Genomic DNA, 26,230 nt, shown 5'->3' with positions numbered 1-26,230 from the left:
AGTTGGCGGGAGACCTCGCTGTCCGGGTCGCTCTCGGAGCCGAGGACGTCGCGCTGCCACAGGCTGTAGTCCGCGTACTGGACGGGCAGCGGGGCCCAGGTGGGCGCCCGGCCCTCGCGGCGGGCCGCGTAGGCCGCCGTCAGGTCGCGCACCAGGGCGCCGCGCGACCAGGCGTCGCCGGCGATGTGGTGCGTCAGCAGGAGCAGCGCGTGCCGGTCGGCGTCCAGTTCGAACACCGTGGCGCGCAGCGGGATCTCGTTCTCCAGGTCGAAGACGTATCCGGCGGCGCGGCGCAGCAGCCGGTCCACGGTGTCCTCGTCGGCCGGCTCGACGGTCAGCGGCACCCGCAGGCGCGCGGCGTCCAGGACCACCTGGTGGGCCTCGCCGTCCGCGCCCTCGGCGAAGACGGTGCGCAGGCTCTCGTGCCGCGCGGCGACGTCGGTGAGCGCGGCGCGCAGGGCGTCCGTGTCCAGGGGGCCGGTCAGGTCGAGGGAGACGGGCATGTTGTAGGCGTCGCTCGGGCCCTCCAGGTGCTGGAGGAACCAGAGCCGCTGCTGGGCGTACGACAGCGGCACCCGGGCGGGGCGCGGGACGGGCACGATCCTGCCGCGCGCGCCGGCCACCTCGTCCAGCGTGCCGGCGAGGCGGGCGACGGTGGGTGCCTCGAAGAGGCGGCGGACGGGGAGTTCGGCGTCCAGGGTGGTGCGGATGCGGCTCACCAGCCTGGTGGCGAGCAGCGAGTGCCCGCCGAGCCGGAAGAAGTCGTCGTCGATGCCCACCGCGTCCACTCCGAGGACCTCGGCGAACAGGCCGCAGAGAATCTCCTCGCGCGGCGAGCGCGGGGCACGGCCCGTCTGCTGGGCCTCGTACTCGGGGGCGGGCAGGGCGCGGCGGTCCAGCTTGCCGTTCGGGGTGAGCGGGAAGGCGTCGAGGGTGACGAAGGCGGACGGGACCATGTAGTCGGGCAGCGCGGACGCGGTGTGCTCGCGAAGGTCCTGCGGTGCCGGGGCGGTCGGTCCGGCGGGGATGACGTAGGCGGCGATGCGCTTGTCGCCGGGCCGGTCCTCGCGGACCATCACGGCGGCCTGCGCGACCTGGGAGTGCCCGGCCAGGACCGTCTCGATCTCCCCCAGCTCGATGCGGAACCCACGCAGCTTGACCTGGTCGTCCACCCGGGACAGATACTCCAGCTCGCCCTCGGCACTCCAGCGCACGAGGTCACCCGTGCGGTACATACGGGAGCCGGCCGGTCCGTACGGGTCGGCCACGAAACGCTCGGCGGTCAACGCCGGACGCCCGTGATAGCCGCGTACGACACCCTCACCGGCGATGTACAGCTCGCCCGGGACGCCGGAGGGCACCGGACGCAGGGCCGCATCCAGCACATACACCTGCGTGTTGGCGATCGGGCGGCCGATACGGGGCGCGGGGGCCTTGAGGGCGGGAACGTCCCAGGTGGTGGACCAGATGGTCGTCTCCGTGGGCCCGTACATGTTGGTGACGGACGCGGCGGAAGCCGTCAAAGCCTGCGCGAGGTCTGCGGGAAGAGCCTCACCGCCCACCAGGACCCGTACGCCGGACAGCACCGCCGCGTCCTCGGCGAGCAGCGCCCGCCACAGGCTCGGGGTGGCCTGCATGACGTTCACGCCCCTCGCGGTGACCAGCCGGGCCAGCGCGGCCGGGTCACGGACCGTCTCCCGGTCCGCGACGACCACGGCCGCACCGCTCAACAGCGGCACGAACAACTCCAGGCCCGCGATGTCGAACCCGACCGTGGTCACCGCACCGAGCCGGTCACCCGACCCGAGGCCGAACCGGTCACGCATCGCCACCAGGAAGTTCACCAACGGCGCCTGCGGCACCACCACACCCTTCGGCCGCCCCGTCGAACCCGACGTATAGATGACGTACGCGGAATGGTGGAGGTCGGTGGCAGGGCGGGCGAGGCCGGGGGCCGACGGGTCGGCGAGGGCGGACCGCACCTCCGGGTCGTCCAGCAGCAGTCTCGGCACGCCGGAGTCGGGCAGGCGGTCCGCGGTCCTGGTGGCGGTGAGGATGAGGGCCGGGTCGGCGTCGTCGAGCATGTACGCGAGCCGGTCGGCCGGGTACTCCGTGTCCAGCGGCAGATACGCCGCACCCGCACGCCACACCGCGAGCAGCGCCACCACCAGATCCGCGGACCTCGGCAACGCCACCGCCACGAACCGCTCCGGACCCGCACCACGAGCGGCCAGCAGTGCGGCCAGCCGCTCCACCCGATCGGCCAACTCCCCATACGACAGGGACTCATCGCCCGCGACCACGGCCACCGCGTCACGGTCCACCGCCACCCGCTCCCGGAACAGCTCGACCACCGGCCGCGCCGGCATCTCGCACGCGGTGTCGTTCCAGTCGGTGAGCAGCGTGCGGGTCTCGGCGCCGTCGAGGAGACCGAGGGTGGTGAGCGGCGCGTCGGGGTGGGCGACCATGCCGCCGAGCAGGCGCAGGAAGCGTGCTCCCAGCGTCTCGACCGTGGAGCGGTCGAACAGGTCGGTGCTGTACTCCAGGACGCCTTCCAGGGCCCGCTCGCCCGCCGCGTCCCCGCTCTCCGCGAAGGCGAAGGACAGGTCGAACTTGGCGACCGCCGTGTCCGCGACGGCCCGCGTCACGGAGAGCCCCGGCAGGCCGTCCGCGGCGCCCTCCACGGCGGCGGTGTCCGTGTTGTTGAAGGCCAGGAGCACCTGGAAGAGGGGGTGGCGGGCCAGGGACCGCTCCGGGTTGACGGCCTCCACGAGCCGCTCGAAGGGCAGGTCCTGATGCGCGTACGCCCCGAGGTTGGTCTCCCGCACCCGGGCGATCAGGTCGCGGGCGGTCGGGCTGCCGGAGGTGTCCGTGCGCAGGACGAGGGTGTTGATGAACACGCCGACGAGCTGCTCGACCGCGCTGTCCGTGCGGCCCGCGACCGGCGTGCCGATCGGGATGTCCTCGCCCGCGCCGAGCCGCGTCAGGAGCGCGGCGAGAGCGGCCTGGAGCACCATGAACGGGCTGGCGCCGGCCTCCCGGGCGAGCGCCACCACGTCCGCGTACAGCGCCGCCGGTACCGCGAAGGGCAGCCGGTCGCCGCGGTAGGAGGCGACGGCGGGGCGCGGCCGGTCGTACGGCAGCTCCAGCTGGTCCGGCAGCCCGCCCAGCGCCTGCTCCCAGTAGGCGAGTTGGCGGGATATCTCACTGGCTGGGTCGTCCTCGGCGCCGAGGACGTCGCGCTGCCAGAGGCTGTAGTCCGCGTACTGCACCGGCAGCGGCGCCCAGGCGGGGGCCTGCCCCTCGACACGGGCCGCGTAGGCGGTGGCGAGGTCACGGGCGAGCGGGGCACGCGACCACGCGTCGCTCACGATGTGGTGCAGCAGGAGAAGGAGTACGTGCTCGTCCTCGCCGACGGCGAAGAGGGTGACCCGCAACGGCAGTTCGGCGGCCAGGTCGAACCCGGCGCGTGCCGCATCCCGCAGCCGACCGTCGACCTCGCCGGGTGCCGCCTCCACCACGGCGAGCCGCGGGAGGGCCTGCTCGGCGTCGGCCGGCAGCACGATCTGCCGGGAGCCCTCGTCGTCCTCGGCGAAGACGGTGCGCAGGCTCTCGTGGCGTGCGACGACGTCCGCGAGGGCGAGGCGCAGGGCGTCCCGGTCGAGGTGTCCGGTCAGGCGCAGGGCGACGGGGATGTTGTAGGTGGCGTTGGCGGGCTCGAACTGGTTGAGGAACCAAAGGCGTTGCTGGGCGTAGGACAGTGGGATGCGCTCGGGGCGCGGCCCGGCGACGACGCCGCGACGGGCGCCGAGGGGGCCGCCGTCGAGGGTGGCGGAGATCCCGGCGACGGTCGGCGTCTCGAAGAGCTGCCGGATGGGCAGCTCGACGTCCAGCGTGCCGCGGATACGGCTGACCAGCTTCGTCGCCAGCAGCGAGTGCCCGCCGAGCCGGAAGAAGTCGTCGTCGATGCCGACGGTCTCCTTGCCGAGTACGTCGGCGAAGAGCCCGCACAGGATCTCCTCGCGCGGCGAACGCGCGGCACGGCCTTCTTCCGTCGCCTCGTACGCGGGGGCGGGCAGCGCGCGGCGGTCCAGCTTGCCGTTGACGGTCAAGGGCAGGGCGCCCAGGATGACGAAGGTCGAGGGGACCATGTAGTCGGGGAGCTGGGCGGCCACGTGTGCGTGCAGTTCGTCGGCGGCCGGGGCGTACTCCTCCTGCGGTACGAGGTAGGCGACGAGGCGCTGGTCGCCGGGCTGGTCCTCGCGGATGATGACGGCGGCCTGGGAGATGCCGGGGTGCGTGGTCAGCACGGCCTGGATCTCACCGAGTTCGATGCGGAAGCCGCGCAGCTTGACCTGGTCATCGACGCGACCGGCGTACACGAGCTGACCGTCGGCGTTCCAGCGGGCCAGGTCGCCCGTGCGGTACATCCGCGCACCGGGCGGACCGAAGGGGTCGGCGGTGAACCGCTCAGCGGTCAGATCCGGACGCTTCCAATAACCCCGGGCGAGTACCGCACCGGCGACATACAGCTCACCCGCGACACCGACGGGAAGAGGCCTGAGCTGGGCGTCCAGGACGTAGGCGCGGGTGTTCCAGAACGGGCGGCCGATCGGCACCGGTCCTGAGGCGACCTCCTGCCCTGGCTCGATACGGAAGTCCGTGCAGTTGACCGTCGCCTCGGTCGGACCGTAGGCGTTGACCACCGTGACGTCGGGGTTCGCCTCCCGCCAGGCGGCCAGCGCCTCGCCGGACAGCGCCTCACCACCCGTGATCAACGTGCCCGAAGGCGACACCTGCGACGGCAGAGCCTCCAGCATCGCAAGATGCGACGGCGTCACCTTCATGAACGACGGACGCCCATACCCGGCTGCCTGCTCATCCAGCTCGGCCAGCACCACACGGCCACCAGACACCAACGGCGAATACAAGGCGGTCACCGTCAAATCGAAGGCGACCGAGGAGTGCAGCAGCGCCGAACCGGAAGCGTCCGCGTACACCTCACGGGCCCGCTCCAAGTAGTGACCCACGGACGCGTGTTCAACGACCACGCCCTTCGGCCGGCCCGTCGAACCGGACGTATAGATCACGTACACCGGGTGGTGCGGCTCAAGCGGCGACAACCGATCCCCGTCCGTCACGGGCCCGGCGGCAAAAGCGTCAGCCTCCTCCAGCACCGCCACGTCATCGATGACCAGCACCGGCTCCGCATCCGCCACGATGTGCGCGATCCGCTCCTGCGGATACTCCGGATCGATCGGCACATACGCACCACCGGCCTTGGCGATGCCCAGCAGGGCCACGACCAGTTCCACCGACCGACCCAGCTTCACCCCCACGAACCTCTCGGCACCCACGCCCCGCGAGATCAGCCACCGCGCAACCCGGTTCGACCACGCCTCCAACTCCCCATAAGTGAAAGAGTTCTGACCGGCGACAACCGCCACCGCACCCGGAGACAAAGCCGCCTGCTCCGAGAACAGCACCGGCAGCGAAACCCCCCGTACATCCCGCGCGACACCGTTCCACTCCCCCAGCAGCCGCTCCCGCTCCTCCGGAGCGAGGATCTCCAGCTCACCGAGGGGCCGCTGCGGGTCGGACGCCACCGCCTCCAGGACCCGCACGAAGCGGTCCGCGATGCTCTGGGCCGTCCGCCGGTCGAACAGGTCGGTGCTGAAGTCCAGGGCCCCGCTCAGCGTGACCGGCTCCCCGGTCCCGGCGCTGCGTTCCCCGAGGCGGAACGACAGGTCGAACTTGGCGGTGCCCGCCTCGGCGGACTGGGCGCCGACCGTGAGGCCGGGCAGCGAGGCGACGGCGTCACCGGCGCCCTGGTCCGTGTTGTTCAGGACCAGCATGGTCTGGAAGAGGGGGTGCCGGGCCAGCGAGCGCTCCGGATTGACGACCTCCACCAGCCGCTCAAAGGGCAGGTCCTGATGGGCGTACGCCGCCAGGTTCTGGGAACGGACCCGGTCGAGCAATTCCGCGAACGTCGGGTCGCCCGACACGTCCGTCCTGAGCACCAGCGTGTTGACGAAGAAGCCGACCAGGTCGTCCAGGGCATCGTCCGTGCGGCCCGCGATCGGCGTGCCGATCGGGATGTCCGTGCCCGCGCCGAGCCGCGACAGGAGTGCCGCCAGAGCCGTCTGCACGACCATGAACAGGCTCGCGCTGCTGTCGCGGGCGACCGCCGTCAGCCGCTCGTACGTCTGCGGGGCCAGCTCGAAGACGACCCGGTCGCCCTGGTACGAGGAGACGGCGGGGCGCGGCCGGTCCGTCGGGAGCGTCAGCTCCTCGGGCAGGCCGGCCAGTGTGTCGGCCCAGTAGGCGAGCTGGCGGGAGACCTCGCTGTCCGGGTCGCTCTCGGAGCCGAGGACGTCGCGCTGCCAGATGCCGTAGTCCGCGTACTGCACGGGCAGCGGGGCCCAGGCGGGCGCCCGGCCCTCGCGGCGGGCCGCGTAGGCGGCCGCCAGGTCGCGGGCCAGGGGGCCCATGGACCAGGCGTCGCCCGCTATGTGGTGGACGACGAGGAGCAGCACGTGCTCGTCGGCGCCGAGTTCGAACAGCGTCACACGCAGCGGCAGGTCCCGCGCGACGTCGAAGGGGGCGCGCGTGGCGCCGTTCACCTCGTCGTCGACGCGGGTCTCGTCGGTGGCGACGACGGTGAGTGCCGGGGTGGCATCCGCCGTGTCGCGCACCACCTGGTGGGCGCCCTCGGCGTCCTCGGCGAAGACGGTGCGCAGGCTCTCGTGCCGGTCCACGAGGTCGGCGAGAGCGGCCTCCATCGCCGTACGGTCCAGGGTGCCCGAGAGCCTGAGGGCCACCGGGATGTTGTACGTGGCGTTGGCGCCCTCGAACTGGTTCAGGAACCACAGGCGCTGCTGGGCCAGGGACAGCGGCAGCCGCTCGGGGCGCGGCGCGGCGGCCCGCAGCGGGGTGCGGGCCCGTGCGGCGCCGTCGATCACGTCGGCGAGGCGGGCGACGGTGGGTGCCTCGAAGAGGCGGCGGACGGGGAGTTCGGCGTCCAGGGTGGTGCGGATGCGGCTGACCAGCTTCGTCGCCAGCAGCGAGTGGCCGCCGAGCCGGAAGAAGTCGTCGTCGATGCCCACCGCGTCCACCCCGAGGACCTCGGCGAACAGGCCGCACAGGATCTCCTCGCGCGGCGAGCGCGGGGCACGGCCCGTCTGCTGGGCCTCGTACTCGGGGGCGGGCAGGGCGCGGCGGTTCAGCTTGCCGTTGGCCGTCAGCGGGAGGGCGTCGAGGGTGGCGAAGGCGGACGGGACCATGTAGTCCGGGAGCTGTGCAGCCGTGTGGTCGCGGAGGTCTTGCGGTGCCGGGGCGGTCGGTCCGGCGGGGATGACGTAGGCGGCGATGCGCTTGTCGCCGGGCCGGTCCTCGCGGACCATGACGGCGGCCTGCGCGACCTGGGGGTGCCCGGCCAGGACCGTCTCGATCTCCCCCAGCTCGATGCGGAAACCACGCAGCTTGACCTGGTCGTCCACCCGGGACAGATACTCCAGCTCACCCTCCGCACTCCAGCGCACGAGGTCACCCGTGCGGTACATGCGCGAGCCGGCCGGCCCGTACGGGTCGGCCACGAAACGCTCGGCGGTCAACGCCGCACGACCGTGATAGCCGCGTACGACACCCTCACCGGCGATGTACAGCTCACCCGGGACGCCGGAGGGCACCGGACGCAGGGCAGCGTCCAACACGTACACCTGCGTGTTGGCGATCGGGCGGCCGATACGGGGCGAGCGGGAACCCACCTCCCAGGCCGTGGACCAGATCGTGGTCTCGGTCGGCCCGTACATGTTGGTGACGGACGCGGCGGAAGCCGTCAAAGCCTGCGCGAGGTCTGCGGGAAGAGCCTCACCGCCCACCAGGACCCGTACGCCGGACAGCACACCCGCGTCCTCGGCGAGCAGCGCCCGCCACAGACTCGGGGTGGCCTGCATGACGTTCACGCCCCTCGCGGTGACCAGCCGGGCCAGCGCGGCCGGGTCACGGACCGTCTCCCGGTCCGCGACGACCACGGCCGCACCGCTCAACAGCGGCACGAACAACTCCAGGCCCGCGATGTCGAACCCGACCGTGGTCACCGCACCGAGCCGGTCACCCGATCCGAGGCCGAACCGGTCACGCATCGCCACCAGGAAGTTCACCAACGGCGCCTGCGGCACCACCACCCCCTTCGGCCGCCCCGTCGAACCCGACGTATAGATCACGTACGCGGAGTTCATGAGGGCGGGGGCGTCTGGGAGGCCGGCCGTCGGGATCCCGGCGAGGGCGGCGGTGGTCCCGGGGTCGTCCAGGAGGACCGTCGGGACGTCGCCGGCGGGGAGCACGGCCGTAAGTTCCCGCGTGGTCAGGATGAGGGCCGGGGCGGCGTCGTCGAGCATGTACGCGAGCCGGTCGGCCGGGTACTCCGTGTCCAGCGGCAGATACGCCGCACCCGCCCGCCACACCGCCAGCAGCGCCACCACCAGGTCAGCGGACCTCGGCAACGCCACCGCCACGAACCGCTCCGGATCCGCACCACGAGCGGCCAGCAGTGCGGCCAGCCGCTCCACACGCTCACCCAACTCCCCGTACGTCAGGGCCTCATCGCCCGCGACCACGGCCACCGCGTCACGGTCCACCGCCACCCGCTCCCGGAACAGCTCCACCACCGACAGCGCCGGCATCTCGCACGCGGTGTCGTTCCAGAGTTCGAGGATGCGGCCCCGCTCGGCCGGGCCGAGCAGGTCGATGGCGCCGACGGGCGCCTCGGGCGCGGCGACGGCGGCCTCCAGGAGGCGCAGCAGCCGGTCGACGAAGGTGCGGGCCGTGTTCCGGTCGAACAGGTCGGTGCTGTACTCCAGGGTGCCGCCGAGCGCATGCACCCGGCCGTTCTCGTCGTGGCGCTCCATGAAGCCGAAGGCCAGGTCGAACTTGGCGACGGACGACTCGACCGACTCCCGCTCGACCGTCAGGCCGGGGAGCGTGTCGAGCGAGCCCAACGCACCCTGGTGGTCGGTGTTGTTGAGGGTGAGCAGCACCTGGAAGAGGGGGTGGCGGGCCAGGGACCGCTCCGGGTTGACGGCCTCCACCAGCCGCTCGAACGGCAGGTCCTGATGCGCGTACGCCGCGAGGTTCTGGGTGCGTACGCGGTCGACCAGCTCGGTGAACGTCGGGTCGCCGGAGGTGTCCGTGCGCAGCACGAGGGTGTTGAGGAAGACGCCGATCAGGTGGTCGACGGCCTCGTCGGTGCGGCCCGCGACGGGCGTGCCGATCGGGATGTCCTCGCCCGCACCGAGCCGCGTCAGGAGCGCGGCGAGAGCGGCCTGGAGCACCATGAACGGGCTGGCCTGCGTGGCCCGCGCGACCTCGCTGATCCGCTGGTACAGCCGCGCCGGCACCCCGAACGGCACGCGGTCGCCGCGGTAGGAGGCGACGGCGGGGCGCGGCCGGTCGTACGGCAGCTCCAGCTGGTCCGGCAGGCCTTCCAGGGCCTGCTCCCAGTGGGCGAGTTGGCGGGATATCTCGCTGTCCGGGTCGTCCTCGGTGCCGAGGACGTCGCGCTGCCAGAGGCTGTAGTCCGCGTACTGCACCGGCAGGGGCGCCCAGGCGGGGGCCTGCTCCTCGACGCGGGCGGCGTAGGCGGTGGCGAGGTCACGGGCGAGCGGGGCACGCGACCACGCGTCGCTCACGATGTGGTGCGTCACGACGAGCAACGCGTGATCGTCGTCCGACACGGCGAACAGGAAGGCACGGTAAGGCACTTCGGCGCTCAGGTCGAAGGGCTGGGCGGCGGCGCGCGCCAGCTCGGCGTGCAGGGTCTCCTCGGTGACGTCGACGACCGGCAACTCCGTCCGCGCCTGCTCGGCGTCGGCCGGCAGGACGAGCTGGCGGGGGCCTTCGGTGTCCTCGGTGAACAGCGTGCGCAGGCTCTCGTGGCGTGCGACGACGTCCGCGAGGGCGAGGCGCAGGGCGTCCCGGTCAAGCGGGCCGGTCATGCGCAGCGCGACGGGCGCGTTGTACGTGGCGCTGGGGCCCTCGAACTGGGAGAGGAACCAGAGGCGTTGCTGGGCGTAGGAGAGCGGGATGCGCTCGGGGCGCGGCCCGGCGACGATCCCACGGCGGGCCTGTCCGCCGAGGCCGCCGTCGAGGGTGGCGGAGATCCCGGCGACGGTCGGCGTCTCGAAGAGCTGCCGGATGGGCAGCTCGACGTCCAGCGTGCCGCGGATACGGCTGACCAGCTTCGTCGCCAGCAGCGAGTGCCCGCCCAGCCGGAAGAAGTCGTCGTCAATGCCGACGGACTCCACGCCCAGGACCTCGCCGAAGAGCCCGCACAGGATCTCCTCACGCGGCGAACGCGGGGCACGGGACTCGCTCTGCGCCTCGTACGCGGGGGCGGGCAGCGCGCGGCGGTCCAGCTTGCCGTTGACGGTCAGGGGCAACGCGTCCAGGACGACGAAGGTCGAGGGGACCATGTAATCGGGGAGGTGAGCAGCGGCGTGCGCGCGCAGTACATCGGCAGCCGGGGCCAGGGCTCCCTCGGGCACGAGGTAGGCAACCAGACGCTGGTCACCGGGCTGGTCCTCCCGGACGACAACAGCAGCCTGCGCCACATCCGAATGTGCGCTCAACACGGCCTGGATCTCACCGAGTTCGATGCGGAAGCCGCGCAGCTTCACCTGGTCATCGACGCGACCGGCGTACACGAGCTGACCGTCCGCGTTCCAGCGGGCCAGGTCGCCCGTGCGGTACATCCGCGCACCGGGCGGACCGAAGGGGTCGGCGGTAAACCGCTCGGCGGTCAGATCCGGGCGCTTCCAATAACCCCGGGCGAGTACCGCACCCGCGACGTACAGCTCACCCGCGACACCGACGGGCACGGGGTTGAGCTGAGCGTCCAGGACGTAAGCACGCGTGTTCCAGAACGGGCGCCCGATCGGCACCGGACCCGAGCCCACTTTCTGGCCCGGCTCGATACGGAAGTCCGTGCAGTTGACCGTCGCCTCGGTCGGACCATAAGCGTTGACCACCGTGACGCCAGGATTCGCCTCCCGCCAGGCGGCCAGCGCCTCGCCGGACAGCGCCTCACCACCCGTGATCAACGTGCCCGAAGGCGACACCTGCGACGGCAGAGCCTCCAGCATCGCAAGATGCGACGGCGTCACCTTCATGAACGACGGACGCCCATACCCGGCTGCCTGCTCATCCAGCTCGGCCAGCACCACACGGCCACCGGACACCAACGGCGAATACAGCGCGGTCACCGTCAAATCGAAGGCAACCGAGGAATGCAGCAACGCCGAACCCGACGCATCCCCGTACACCTCACGGGCCCGCTCCAGGTAATGCCCGACCGAAGCATGCTCCACCACCACACCCTTCGGCCGGCCCGTCGAACCAGACGTATAGATCACATACACCGGGTGATGCGGCTCAAGCGGCGACAACCGATCCCCGTCCGTCACCGGCCCGACGTCAAAAGCGTCCGCCTCCCCCAGCACCGCCACGTCATCGATGACCAGCACCGGCTCCGCATCCGCCACAATGTGCGCGATCCGCTCCTGCGGATACTCCGGATCGATCGGCACATAGGCGCCACCGGCCTTGGCGATGCCCAGCAGGGCCACGACCAGTTCCACCGACCGACCCAGCTTCACCCCCACGAACCTCTCGGCACCCACACCCCGCGAGATCAGCCACCGCGCAACCCGGTTCGACCACGCCTCCAACTCCCCATAAGTGAGGGAGTTCTGACCGGCGACAACCGCCACCGCACTCGAAGACAAAGCCGCCTGCTCCGAGAACAGCACCGGCAGCGAAACCCCCCGCACAGCCCGCCCGACCCCGTTCCACTCCCCCAGCAGCCGCTCCCGCTCCTCCGGGGCCAGTACCTCGATGGAGGCGACCGGGCGCTTCGGCTCGGTGGTCACCGCGTCCAGGACCCGTACGAGGCGGGCGACCAGGGTCTCGGCCGTCCGCCGGTCGAACAGGTCGGTGTTGAACTGGAGGGCGCCGCGCAGGCCGCCCGGTGTGCCGGTGGAGCTGTGGGACTCGGCGAAGGAGAAGCCGAGGTCGAACTTGACGCGGTTGGTCTCGACCGGCTCCAGGCGGACGCTGAGGCCGGGCAGCTTGGCGATCTCGTCGAGTGCTTCGACGGGGCCGGCGTTGTTGAGGTTGAGCATGGTCTGGAAGAGCGGGTGGCGGGCCAGCGAGCGCTCCGGGTTGACCGCTTCCACCAGCCGCTCGAAGGGCAGGTCCTGGTGGGCGTACGCGGCCAAGTTCTGGGCGCGCACCCGCTCCAGCAGCTCCGCGAATGTCGGGTCGCCCGAGACGTCCGTCCTGAGCACCAGCGTGTTGACGAAGAAGCCGACCAGGTCGTTCAGGGCATCGTCCGTGCGGCCCGCGATGGGCGTGCCGATGGGGATGTCCGTGCCCGCGCCGAGCCGCGACAGGAGTGCCGCCAGGGCCGTCTGGAGGACCATGAACAGGCTCGCCCGGCCGTCTCGGGCCACGGTGACCAGGCCTTCGTGCTGGGCCGGGGAGAGTTCGAAGGTGACGACGTCCCCGCGGTGGGTGGCGACGGCGGGGCGGGGGCGGTCGTAGGGGAGGGTCAGCTCTTCGGGGAGGCCGGCCAGGGCCGTCTGCCAGTGGTCCAGCTGGCGGCGGAGTTCGGCGCTGCCCTCGGGGCCGTCGCCGAGCAGTGCGCGCTGCCAGATGCTGTAGTCGGCGTACTGCACGGGCAGTGGGGCCCAGCCGGGCGCGCGGCCCTCGCAGCGGGCCGCATAGGCCGTGGTCAGGTCGCGGGCCAGTGGGGCACGCGACCAGGCGTCGCTCGCGATGTGGTGGGAGAGCAGGAGCAGGACGTGCTCGTCGCCGCCCAGGTCGAACAGCCAGGCGCGCAGCGGGGGTTCGGCCGTCAGGTCGAAGGTGTGGCCGGCGGCGCGGTCGAGTTCCGCGCGCAGGTGGTGCTCGTCGGTGGTGACGACGGTGAGGGCGGGCGCGGCGTCGGCCGCGTCGAGGACCACCTGGTGGGGGCCTTCCGCGTCCTCCGCGAAGACGGTGCGCAGGCTTTCGTGGCGCGCCGCGAGGTCGGTGAGGGCCGCCGCCATGGCCGTGCGGTCCAGGGTGCCGGAGAGCCGGAGCGCGACCGGGGAGTTGTAGGCGGCGCTGGGCCCCTCGAACGTGTGGAGGAACCACAGGCGCTGCTGGGCGTAGGAGAGCGGGAGGCGGGCGGGGCGCGGACGGACGGCGGTGACGGCGGTGCGGGCGGCGCCGTTGCCGGTGTCCAGGGCTCCGGAGAGGCCGGCGACCGTGGGCGTCTCGAAGAGCTGGCGGATGGGCAGCTCGGCGCCGAGGGCCGAGCGGACGCGGCTGACCAGCTTCGTGGCGAGCAGGGAGTGCCCGCCGAGCCGGAAGAAGTCGTCGTCGATGCCGACGGACGCCACGCCGAGGACCTCGGCGAACAGGCCGCAGAGGATCTCCTCGCGCGGTGAGCGCGGGGCACGGCCCTCGCTGACGGTCCCGTAGTCGGGGGCGGGCAGGGCGCGGCGGTCCAGCTTGCCGTTCGGGGTGAGCGGGAAGGCGTCCGGGGTGACGAAGGCGGACGGGACCATGTAGTCGGGCAGGTGGGCGGCGGTGTGCGCGCGCACGGAATCGGCGGTGACGGCGGCGCCGCCCGTGGCGACGTAGGCGACGAGGCGCTTGTCGCCCGGCTGGTCCTCGCGCAGGAGCACGGCGGCCTGGGTGACACCGTCGTGGGCGGCGAGGACGGATTCGATCTCACCCAGCTCGATGCGGTAGCCGCGCAGTTTGACCTGGCCGTCGCCGCGGCCGACGAACTCCAGGCGGCCGTCCTCGTTCCAGCGCAGCACGTCCCCGGTGCGGTACATGCGGGAGCCGGCCGGGCCGTAGGGGTTGGCGACGAAGCGTTCGGCGGTCAGGTCGTGGCGGTTCCAGTAGCCGCGGGCCAGGCCGGTGCCGGCGATGTAGGCCTCGCCGGGCACGCCCACCGGGACGGGGCGCAGGCCGCTGTCGAGGACGTACACCTGGGTGTTCCAGAACGGGCGGCCGACGGGGACGGGCCCGGTGGGCGAGGGAGTGCCGGCGGGAATGCGGTACTGGACGCTGTTGACGGTCGCCTCGGTCGCTCCGTACACGTTCAGGAGGTCGGCGTCGGGGTGGCGGGCCCGCCAGCGGTCGGCGACCTCGCCGAGCAGCAACTCCCCGCCCAGCATGATGAGTTCGCTCGGGGAGGCCTCGTCGGGCAGTGCTTCGAGGAGTGCGAGGACGCTGGGCGTGCCCTTGAGGAAGGTGGGGGTGACGCCCTCGGCGGCGTGCTCGTCGAGTTCCGCCACGCGCACCAGGCCGCCGGAGACGAGGGTGGTGTAGAGGGCGGTGACGGTGAGGTCGAAGGAGACCGGGGAGTGCAGCAGGGAGGTGCCGGTCGTCGCCGGGTAGGCGTCGCGGGCCCACTGCAGGTAGGCGCCGAGGGAACGGTGTTCGATGACGACGCCCTTGGGCCGGCCCGTGGAGCCCGAGGTGAAGATGACGTACGCCGGGTGGGCGGGCTCCAGCGGGCTGTTGCGGTCGGCGTCGGTGGGCGCGTGGGCGGGCGCGGCGGCCAGGGCCTCGGCCAGGTCGGGGGCGTCCAGGAGAAGGCGCGGGGTGTCGGTGACGGGCAGGCCCGCGGCGAGTTCGCCGGTGGTGAGCAGCAGGGCGGGCTCGGTGTCGGCGAGGGTGAACGCGATGCGCTCGGCCGGGTGGTCGGGGTCGACGGGGAGGTAGGCGGCGCCCGCCTTGAGGACGGCGAGCAGGGCCGTGACGACCTCGCCGGTGCGGGGCAGGGCGATGGCGACGAACTGCTCGGGGGCGACGCCGCGCGCGATGAGATGGTGCGCGAGGCGGCTGGAGCGGGCGTCCAGCTCGGCGTAGCTGAGGGTCTCGGCGCGGCAGGTGACGGCGGGTGCGTCGGGGGTGCGGGCGGCCTGCTCGCGGAACAGGTCGAGGACGGTGGCGTCGGGGACGTCGCGCGCGGTGTCGTTCCACTCGGTGAGGACGAGGTGGCGTTCGCCGTCGCCGAGCAGGTCGAGCCGGCCCACGGGCTGGTCGGGGTCGGCGGCCAGGGCGCGCAGGACGCGCGCGAAGCGGTCCAGGACGCGGCGGGCGGCGCTCTCGGTGAAGACGTCCGGGCGGTAGTTGAGGCGCAGCCGCATGGTCTCGCGGGCGGAGGCGATCAGGAGCAGGGGATAGTGCGTGGCCTCGCGGTTCTTGCCGGGGGCGACGCTGATGGCGGCGCCGATGCCCTCCCCCGCCGCTCCGGAGCGGTTGACGGGGTAGTTCTGGAACACCATGGAGGTGTCGAAGAGTTCGCCGTGACCCGCGACGCGCTGGATCTCGGCGAGGCCCAGGTGCTGGTGCGGGGTGAGGCGGGCCTGCTCGTCCTGGACGCGGGCGAGGAGGTCGGCGAAGGGCTCGGCGGGGCGCAGGGTGATCCGGGTGGGCAGGGTGTTGATGAACAGGCCCACCATGGACTCGGCGCCGTCGAGCTCCGGCGGGCGGCCGGAGACGGTGGTGCCGAAGACGATGTCGTCGCGTCCGGTGTGGGCGCTCAGGGCGATCGCCCAGGCGCTCTGGACGACGGTGTTGAGGGTGACGCCCCGGGCGCGGGCGGCCTCGCCGAGGGCGGCGGTGTCGGCCGCGGACAGGGTCTCCTGGACCTCGGCTCCGGCGACGGCGGCGCGGCCCGCGTCGGGGGCGACGTGGGTGGGCTCGGCGAGGTCGGCGAGGGCCTTCGCCCAGGCGGCGCGGGCGGCGTCCTTGTCCCGGGCGGCGAGCCAGTTCAGGTAGTCGCGGTAGGGGCGGACGCGGGGCAGCGCCGCGGGGTCGTTGCCGGCGTCGTACAGCGCGAACAGTTCGCCCATGAGGACGGGCAGGGACCAGCCGTCGAGGAGCAGGTGGTGGTTGGTGAGGACCAGGCGGTGGCGGGTGGCGCCGAGTCTGAGGAGGGTGAAGCGGAGCAGCGGGGGCCGGGCCACGTCGAAGCGGGTGGCGCGGTCGGCGGCGACGGTCTCGGCCGCCGCCGTCTCCCGCTCGGCCTCGGGCAGGCCGGTGAGGTCCCGCTCGGTCCAGGGCAGGGCGACCTCGCGCATCACGAGCTGCGCCCAGTCGCCGTTCTTGCGCTCGCGGAAGGCGACACGGAGGTTGGCGTGCCGGGTCAGCAGGGTCCGCGCGGCGCCGCGCAGCACGGCGACGTCGAGGGCGCCCTCGATGTCGAAGGCGATCTGGACGACGTAGGGGTCGAGGCCGCCCTCGTCGTACACGCTGTGGAAGAGCAGGCCCTCCTGGAGCGGGGCCAGCGGCAGGATGTCCTCGATCTTCCGCGGGGTGCGACTCACTTCTGGGCCTCTTCTTCCTCGAACCGGTCGAACTCGTCGTCAAAGAACTCGTCTTCGAACGCGTCGATCTCGTCCTGCGTGATCGACGCGAGGGAGACGTCGGAGGGGGTGAGGCCTCCGGCGTCGGGGCGCTCGGCGTGCCGCACGAGCGCTTCGAGGGCCTGGAACCACAGGGCGGCCAGTTCGCGTACGCCGCTCTCGTCGAGGACCGCGCCGGCCCAGGTCCAGAACGCCACCAGGTGGGCGCCGTCGGGGCCGTCCTGGGTACGGGCGTTGAGTTCCAGGCAGTGGGCGAGGGGCAGGTGCGCGGGGTCACCCGCGACGCCGTCGATGCCGCTGAGCGGCGTCCAGTCGGCGGCCCGGTCGCTGTCGGCGGCCTGGAAGCGGCCCAGGTAGTTGAAGGCGACCTGGGGGGCGGGAAGGTCCTCGAAGCCGGCCGCGGTGTGCGGGTTGAGGTAGCGGACCAGGCCGTAGCCCATGCCCTTGTCGGGCACCGCCCGCAGCTGCTCCTTGATCCGTTTGACGGCGGTCCCGGCGGCGGGCCCGCCCGCGAAGGCATCGGTGAGATCGGCGGTTCCCGTGTCCAGGCGTACCGGGTACAGGTTGGTGAACCAGCCCACCGTCCGCGACAGGTCCGAGCCCTCCACGACCTGTTCCTCGCGTCCGTGGCCCTCCAGGTCCAGGAGCAGGCCGGTGTCCCGCCCGGCCCGCCAGCGCGTCCAGGCCAGGGTGAAGGCGGTCAGCAGCACGTCGTTGACCTCCGCGTTGAACACCGTGGGCACCCGCGTGAGGATCGCCTCCGTGACGGCGACGGGCAGCTCCGCGGTGATCTGGCCGGCCGTGGCGTACGTGTCCTCGGCGGGGTCCAGCGCCCGCTTGCCGAGGACGGGTCCCGCGCCCCGCTGGACGCCCTGCCACCAGGACGCGTCGGCGGCCCAGGCCGGCTTCGCGGCCTCCTCGGTGAGCCGCTGCGCCCAGCGGCGCAGCGAGGTGCCGACCGGCTGGAGCCGGGGCGGACGGCCGGCTGCCAGCGCCTGGTAGGCCTCGGCGAGGTCGGGGATGAGGATGCGCCAGGACACCCCGTCGACCACCAGGTGGTGGATGACGACGAGGAGCGCGCCGGGCACGTCGGCGCCCCGGTCGAGCCACACGGCCTGGGTGAGCTTGCCCGCCGCGAGGTCCAGGCGGTCCCGGGCCGCCTCGCCCTCCTCGCGCACGAGGGCTTCGAACGCGGCCGGGTCGAGGCCCGCCGCCGGTACGCGCCGCACGGCGGACGCGGCGTCGACCGCGCCCGGCCCGCGGATCTCCAGGCGCCACTCGGGGGCGGCGCTCAGCGTGGCGCGCAGCGCGTCGTGGTGGTCGAGCAGGGCCTGCACGGCGCCGGTCAGGGCGGTGGCGTCGAGGTCGGCGGGGACCCGCAGGACGGCCGACATGGTGAACCCGTCGAGGTCGTCGCTGCGCCGGGTCAGCCAGTGCTTGATCGGTGTGAGCGGTACGTCGCCGATGCCCGCGCCCGGCTCCTCGACGAGCGCCCCGGTCGACTCGGTGACGACCTCGGCGAGGGCGGCGACCGTGCGGTGCTCGAAGATGTCGCGGACGGAGAGTTCGAGCCCGGCCCTGCGGGCCCCGCTGACGAGCTGGATCGACATGATGCTGTCGCCGCCGAGGTCGAAGAACCCGTCGTCGATGCCGACGGCGGTGACGCCGAGGACCGAGGCGAACAGGTCGCACAGGACCTTCTCGCGCTCGGTGCGCGGCCCCGCCCCCGGTGCGCCGGCCGGCGCCTCGGGGGCGGGCAGGGCGCGGCGGTCCAGCTTGCCGTTGGCGGTGAGCGGCAGTTCGTCGAGGACCACGACGGACGAGGGCACCATGTAGTGCGGCAGGTGCTGTTCGAGGTGGCCGCGCAGGGTGCGGGCCAGGTCGCCGCGGGCAGGCCCGGCGCCGTGCCCCTCGGGGACGACGTAGGCGACGAGGCGGGCGGGGCCCCCGGTGTCCTCGCGGGTGAGGACGGCGGCCTTGGCGACGGCGGGGTGCTCCTGCAGGACCGCTTCGACCTCGCCGGGTTCGACGCGGAAGCCGCCGATCTTCACCTGGTGGTCGGCGCGGCCCAGGAACTCCAGCTCGCCCGAGCGGTGCCGGCGCACGATGTCCCCGGTGCGGTAGATGCGGCTGCCGGGCTCGCCGTACGGGGAGGCGACGAACCGTTCCGCGGTGCGGTCGGGGCGCCCGAGGTAGCCGCGGGCCAGTTGGGCGCCGCCGATGTACAGCTCGCCGCGGACCCCGGGGGGCACCGGCCTGAGCAGGTCGTCGAGCACGTACACGGTGGCGTTCCACAGGGGTTCGCCGATGGAGGCGGCGGACGGCCACTCGTCGGTGTCGTCGGGCAGGGTGGAGGTGGTGACGGCGTGCGTCTCGGCGGGCCCGTAGACGTTGTGCGCCATGCGCCGCCAGCCGCCCGAGCAGAAGTCGCGCAGTTCGGCGCTGAGCCGGAACTGCTCGCCGCCCTGGAAGAGGTCGGTGAGTGAGTCGAGCGGTTCACCCCGGTCGGCGGCGGCCGCGAGGACCGCGTCGATCACCAGGGTGGGGGCGAACAGTTCGTTGACGCCGTAGCGGGCGATCCACGCGGCCAGCTCGTAGGCGTCGCGCCGCACGTGCTCGTCGGGGATGACCAGGGTCTTGCCCGCGACCAGGGCCTGCAGGATCTCCTGCACGGCGAAGTCGAAGGACACGGCGAGGAACTGCGCGGTGCGGGTGCCGACACCGCCCGAGTAGGTGCCGGTGTGCCAGGCGAGCAGGTTGACCAGCGAACTCATCGGCATGGTGACGCCCTTGGGCGTGCCGGTGGAGCCCGAGGTGTAGACGACGTACGCGGGATGGCGCGGGTCCAGGGGGCGCGCGCGCACCTCGTCGGTGAGGTCGGTGCCGTCGGTGGCGGCGAGCGCGGCGGCGGTGTCCGCCTCGTCCAGGACCGTCCAGGCGGTGGCCGTGTCGCCGAGGAGCGGCCGGGTGGCGCCGTCGGTGATCACGGCGCGGGGCGCGCAGTCGTCGAGGATGGCGCGCAGCCGCTGCGGGGGCGCGGAGACGTCCAGGGTGAGGTAGGCGGCGCCGGCCTTGAGGACGGCGACCAGGGCGGTGACCAGTTCCGGCGAGCGGGGCAGCGCGACGACCACCACGTCCTCGCCGCCGATGCCGTCGGCCGCCAGCCGGCGGGCGAGGCGGTTGGCGCGGGCGTTGAGTTCGCCGTACGAGACGCAGCCGTCGTCGGTGATCAGCGCGGTGGCGCTCGGCACCTCGGCGGCCTGCCGCTCGAAGAGGACCGGGACCGGCTCGGCGGGCACCTCGTGCGCGGTGCTGTTCCACTCGGTGAGGATGCGGTGACGCTCCTCGGGCGCCAGTACGTCGATGGCGCCGACGCGCAGCCCGGGGTCGGCCGCGACGGCGCGCAGGACGCGGGTCAGCCGGTCGGCGAACTCGTGGGCCGTGCGGCAGTCGAACAGGTCGCTGTTGTACTCGACCGCGCCGTGCAGGCCGGTGGGCTCGCCGCCTTGGCCGTACGTCTCGTCGAAGAAGAACGCCAGGTCGAACTTGGCGCGGCCGGTCTGCGAGCCGCTGACGTCGACGGTCAGGCCGGGCAGGCGCAGGACGTCCAGCGCCTCCTGGTTCTTGTCGAAGCCGAGGAGCACCTGGAACAGCGGGTGCCTGGCCAGCGAGCGCGCCGGGCTCAGCACCTCCACCAGCCGCTCGAAGGGCACGTCCTGGTGGGCGTAGGCGCCGAGGTTCGTCTCGCGGACGCGGGCCACCAGCTCGGCGAAGGTCGGGTCGCCGGAGGTGTCGGTGCGCAGCACCAGCGTGTTGACGAAGAACCCGACCAGCTCCTCCACGGCCGCGTCGGTGCGGCCCGCGACGGGGCTGCCGATGGGCACGTCGGTGCCGGCGCCGAGCCGGGTGAGCAGCGTCGCCACGGCCGCCTGGACCACCATGAACAGGCTGGAGCGGGTCTCGCGGGCCAGCGCGGCCAGGCCCGCGTGCAGGTCGGCGGGGATCTCGAAGGGGACCCGGCCGCCCCGGTAGGACTGGCGGGGCGGACGCGGCCGGTCGACGGGCAGTTCGAGTTCTTCGGGGAGCTGGGCCAGCGCCTCCTTCCAGTACGCGATCTGGCGGGCCATCTCGCTGTCCGGGTCGTCCTCGGAACCGAGGACCTCGCGCTGCCACAGGGTGTAGTCGGCGTACTGGACCGGCAGCGGCTCCCAGTCGGGGGCCGTCGACCGCACCCGCGCGGCGTAGGCGAGCGACACGTCCCGGGCCAGGGGGTTCATGGACCAGCCGTCGCCCGCGATGTGGTGCATGACGAGCACGAGCACCTGCGCGCCGCCCTGGACGGTGAACAGCCACGCTTTGAGCGGCAGTTCGGCCGTCAGGTCGAACTCGTACGACGCCGCCGCCCTGACCTGCCCGCTCAGCGCCTCGGGCGCGACGGTGACCTCGACCAGCTCGGGCCGCGCCTGGGAGGCGTCGAGGATGAGCTGGCGCGCCCCTTCGGAGTCCTCGGTGAACAGGGTGCGCAGGCTCTCGTGCCGCGCGACGACGTCCGCGAGCGCCAGCCGCAGGGCGTCCCGGTCGACGGTGCCGGTGAGCCGCAGCTCGACGGGGATGTTGTACGTGGCGCTGGGGCCCTCCAGGTGGTTGATGAACCACAGGCGCCGCTGGGCGTACGACAGGGGGACGCGGGGCGGCCTGACCACGGGCACGACCGGCGGGCGGGCGCCGGACGCCTCGCCGATGGCGGCCTCGACGCCCGCGACCGTGGGGTTCTCGAAGAGTCTGCGGATGGAGATCTCCGCGCCGAGGACGGCACGGATCCGGCTGAGCAGCCGTACGGCGGACAGTGAGTGGCCGCCGCGGTCGAAGAAGCTGTCGTCGATGCCGACGGACGGCACGCCCAGCATCTCCGCGAAGATCGTGCACAGGATCTGCTCGCGCGGACTGCGCGGCGGCCGCGACCGCACGGGCGCGGCGACGGCGGCCCGCTCCTCCTCGGCGGTGGCGGCGAGCATCAGTTCGCCCGCACGCGACCAGCGGCCCACCCGGCCCGTGCGGTACATCAGGCCGCCGCCGTGGAACGGGCACGGCACCCAGCGCGCGGGGTCGGCGGCCGGGCCCTGCTCGCCCGCGACGTACACCTGTCCCGGCACGCCGGTCGGCACGGGGCGCAGCGCCTCGTCGAGCACGTAGACGGCGCTGCCGCGCAGTCCGGCGGGCAGGCCGAGGCGGGCGACGGCGGGGGCGGCGCCCGCACGGGTGAGGTCGCTCCACGCGCCGAGGACGGTGGCGCGCTCGGCCCCGTCGAGCAGGTCCGCGGCGGACAGCTCGCGGTCGGCGCGCTCGGCCATGGCCACCAGCAGCCGCACATAGCGGTCGGCGGTGGCCCGTGCGGTCTCCCGGTCGAAGAGCCCGGCGTCGAACTCCAGGGCCGCGGCGATCCCGGCGGGCCGTCCCCTGGCGTCGAACCGCTCGGTCAGCTCGAAGTTCAGATCGAACTTGGCGTCCCCGATGTCCGGCCGCTCCAGCCGCGTCCGCAGTCCGGGCAGCTGCGCCACCTCGGCGAGCAGGGCGTCCGGGTCGGTGTTGTGCAGGGTGAGGCAGACCTGGAAGAGGGGATGGCGGGCCAGGGAACGCTCGGGGTTGAGGGCCTCCACCAGCCGTTCGAAGGGCAGGTCCTGATGCGCGTACGCGGCGAGGCCCCGTTCCCGGACCCGGCCGATCAGTTCGGTGAACGTGGGGTCGCCCGAGGTGTCGGTGCGCAGCACCAGCGTGTTGGCGAAGAACCCGACCAGATCCTCGACGGCCGTGTCCGTGCGGCCCGCGACAGGCGCGCCGATCGGAATGTCCTCGCCCGCGCCGAGCCGGGTCAGGAGTGCGGCCAGACCGGCCTGGAGGACCATGAACAGGCTGGCGCGGGTCCGCCCGGCGAGCGCGCCCAGGGCCTCGTGCAGCCCGGCGGGGACGAGGAAGTCGACGCGTCCGCCCCGCTCGTCACCGGCCTCGCCGCGCGGTCGGTCGAAGGGCAGCTCCAGCGCGTCGGGGAGGCCCGCGAGCGCGTCCTGCCAGTAGGCGAGCTGGCGGGAGATCTCACTGCCGGGGTCGTCCTCGGCGCCGAGGACGTCGCGCTGCCAGAGGCTGTAGTCGGCGTACTGCACCGGCAGCGGCGCCCAGGCCGGGGCCCGTCCCTCGACGCGGGCGGCGTAGGCGGTGGCCACGTCGCGGGCCAGCGGCCGCATGGACCATCCGTCGCCGGCGATGTGGTGCAGCAGGAGCAGCAGGACGTGCTCTTCGTCGCCGAGCGTGAACAGGGTGGCCCGGAGGGGGAGTTCGCCGGCCAGGTCGAAGGCGTACCGCGCGCCCGCCGTCAGCTCCGCGCCCAGTTCCTCCTCGGTCACGGCCCGCTCGGGCAGCTCGACCCGGGCCTGCTCGGGCGTGCGGATGACCTGCCGGAAGCCTTCGTCGTCCTCGGCGAAGACGGTACGCAGACTCTCGTGCCGCCCGACCACGTCGGCGAGTGCCAGCCGCAGGGCGTCCCGGTCGAGGGGCCCGGTCAGGCGCAGGGCACCGGGGGCGTTGTACGCGGTGCTGTCCTCGTCCAGAAGGTCGAGGAAGCGGAGGCGTTGCTGGGCGTAGGAGAGCGGGATGCGCTCGGGTCGCGGCCCGGCGACGATCCCACGGCGGGCTTGTCCGCCGAGGCCGCCGTCGAGGGTGGCGGAGATCCCGGCGACGGTCGGCGTCTCGAAGAGCTGCCGGATGGGCAGCTCGGCTCCGAGGGCGGTGCGGATGCGGCTGACCAGCTTCGTGGCCAGCAGCGAGTGCCCGCCGAGCCGGAAGAAGTCGTCGTCGATGCCGACGGACTCCACGCCCAGGATTTCACCGAAGAGCCCGCACAGGATCTCCTCGCGCGGCGAACGCGGGGCACGGGACTCGCCCTGCGCCTCATAGGCGGGGGCGGGCAGCGCGCGGCGGTCCAGCTTGCCGTTGACGGTCAGGGGCAGCGCGTCCAGGACGACGAAGGTCGAGGGGACCATGTAGTCGGGGAGGTGAGCAGCGGCGTACGCGTGCAGTTCGTCGCTGGCCGGGTCGTGCTCTCCCTGCGGTACGAGGTAGGCGACGAGACGCTGGTCGCCGGGCTGGTCCTCGCGGACGACAACAGCAGCCTGAGCGATGTGCTCATGGGAGGACAACACGGCCTGGATCTCGCCGAGTTCGATGCGAAAGCCGCGCAGCTTGACCTGGTCGTCGACGCGACCGGCGTACACGAGCTGACCGTCGGCGTTCCAGCGGGCCAGGTCACCCGTGCGGTACATCCGTGAGCCGGGCGGACCGAAGGGATCAGCGGTAAACCGCTCGGCGGTCAGATCCGGACGCTTCCAGTAGCCCCGCGCGAGTACGGCACCGGCGACATACAGCTCACCGGCCACACCCACGGGCACGGGGTTGAGCTGAGCGTCCAGGACATAGGCACGCGTGTTCCAGAACGGGCGCCCGATCGGCACCGGCCCCGAGGCCACCTCCTGCCCCGGCTCGATACGGAAGTCCGTGCAGTTGACCGTCGCCTCGGTCGGACCATAGGCGTTGACCACCGTGACGTCGGGGTTCGCCGCACGCCAGGCGGCCAGCGCCTCGCCGTTCAGCGCCTCACCGCCCGTGATCAGCGCGCCCGAGGGAGACACCTGCGACGGCAGCGCTTCCAGCATCGCGAGGTGAGAGGGCGTCACCTTCATGAACGACGGACGCCCATGTGCAGCCGCCTGCTCATCCAGCTCGGCCAACACCACACGGCCACCGGACACAAGCGGTGAATACAGCGCGGTCACCGTCAAGTCGAAGGCCACCGAGGAATGCAGCAATGCCGAACCCGACGCATCCTCGTACACCTCACGGGCCCGCTCCAGGTAATGCCCGACCGAAGCATGCTCCACCACCACACCCTTCGGCCGGCCCGTCGAACCGGACGTGTAAATGACGTACACCGGGTGATGCGGCGCAAGCGGCGACAACCGGTCCGCGTCCGTCACCGGCCCGGCATCAAAAGCGTCAGCCTCCTCCAGCACCGCCACGTCATCGATGACCAGCACCGGCTCCGCATCCGCCACGATGTGCGCGATCCGCTCCTGCGGATACTCCGGATCGATCGGCACATACGCACCACCGGCCTTGGCGATGCCCAGCAGGGCCACGACCAGCTCCACCGACCGGCCCAGCTTCACCCCCACGAACCTCTCGGCACCCACGCCCCGCGAGATCAGCCACCGCGCAACCCGGCTCGACCGCGCATCCAACTCCCCATAGGTCAAGGAGTCCTGACCGGCGACGACCGCCACCGCACCCGGAGACAAAGCCGCCTGTTCCGAGAACAGCACCGGCAGGGAAGCCCCCCGTACATCCCGCGCGACACCGTTCCACTCCCCCAGCAGCCGCTCCCGCTCCTCCGGAGCGAGGATCTCCAGCTCACCGAGGGGCCGCTGCGGGTCGGACGCCACCGCCTCCAGGACCCGCACGAGACGGTCCTGGTGAGCGATGAGGTCACGCTCGTCGTACAGCTCGGGGTCGGCGTCGAACTCGACGCGCAGGCCCGCGCGGGAGTCGGCCGTACCGTAGAAATTGATCTTCAGGTCGTTGACCGGGCCCGTGGAGAGCGGATGGGCGACGGACGGGCTGTCGCCGAAGAAGGGCTCGTTGGCGAAGGCCATGACGTTGACCGTCGGGCCGAGGCGGGCCTGCCGTCCGCCGGACAGTCCCAGCTCCCTGACCAGTTCCTCGCCCCGGAAGCGCTGGTGGCGCAGCACGTCGGCGAGGGCGCGCGAGACGTGCGCGGTGAGTTCGGCGAACGGCAGCCGCGCGGTGGCCCCGATCCGGATGGGCAGGACGTTGACCATGGCGCTGGGCGTGCCGGCCGATGCGCGGCCCGTACGGCCCGCCAGCGGCAGGGCGAAGGTGAAGTCGGTGCGGCCCGTCATGCGGTGGAAGAAGGCGGCGGTGGCGGCCGTCGCGAGGGCGGGCCACTGCGCGTCGAGGCGGTCGGCCAGGGCTGTGAGGTCGCGTACGAGCGTCGGCGGGAGGGTGATCACGCGGCGCAGCCTGCTGTACGTACTGGGCGCCTGGCGGCCCGCCAGGGCCAGCGGTTCCGGCAGGTCGGCGAAGGCCTCGACCCAGTGGGCGCGGTCGCGGGCGTGGCGGCGCGAGGAGGGGTAGGCGGACTCGTCGGCGACGACCCTGTCGAGGGTCGTGAAGCCGGTCGGAGGGGGCTCCGCACCGGCCAGGAGCGCGGTGTAGAGGGCGGCGACGCGGTCCGCGTACACGGAGTGGCCGAAGCCGTCGAGCACCGCGTGGTGGTAGCGGTGGAAGTAGAACGACCGGTCGTCGGCCAGGGTGAGCAGTGTCTGGGCGCTCAGCGGGGCGCGGGAGAGGTCGAAGGGCTGGGCCATTTCCCGCCGCATCCAGGCGTGGGCGGCGGCCTCGGGGTCGGCCTGGTCGCGCAGGTCGAGCAGCCGCAGCGGCCAGGGGTCGACGGGTTCGACGACCTGCTGGACGCCGGCCCCGTCCACGTCCGCCGCTCCATCGGCGCCGGCACCCCGAGGGCCATCGACCTCGGTGAAGTACGAGCGCAGCGCCTCCGTCTCCTCGACGGCGCGCCGCACCGCGCGGTCGAGGGTCCCCGCGTCGACGGGACCGTTGATCTCGTAGTAGCCGCCGCAGTTGTAGAGAGGGCTGTCCGGCTGGAGTTGCTGGGCGACCCAGATGCCCAGTTGGGCGGCGGACACCGGTCGACGGACCGTACGGACGTCGGACAT

General features: G+C 72.8%; 2 protein-coding genes (1 of these 2 cut by a window edge). Both read right to left on the bottom strand.

Annotated elements, in window-relative coordinates; translation table 11 throughout:
• On the bottom strand, positions 1-16,391 hold the 5' portion of the coding sequence (locus tag ABZ385_RS10020; protein WP_358910765.1) for a non-ribosomal peptide synthase/polyketide synthase. The gene continues 4,087 nt to the left of window position 1, outside the view; only the first 16,391 of its 20,478 coding nucleotides appear in the window; it begins with the start codon at positions 16,389-16,391; its stop codon lies off the left edge, out of view.
• Positions 16,388-26,230, bottom strand: a complete 9,843-nt coding sequence (locus tag ABZ385_RS10015) for an amino acid adenylation domain-containing protein (protein ID WP_358910764.1) — start codon at positions 26,228-26,230, stop codon at positions 16,388-16,390. Before ABZ385_RS10015 ends, ABZ385_RS10020 begins: the two co-directional genes overlap by 4 nt.

The sequence above is a fragment of the Streptomyces sp. NPDC005898 genome, from assembly GCF_040629635.1.
Taxonomy (GTDB): Bacteria; Actinomycetota; Actinomycetes; order Streptomycetales; family Streptomycetaceae; genus Streptomyces.
Note: the sequence above shows the minus strand (reverse complement) of the source record. Positions and strands in the feature narration are given on the sequence as shown.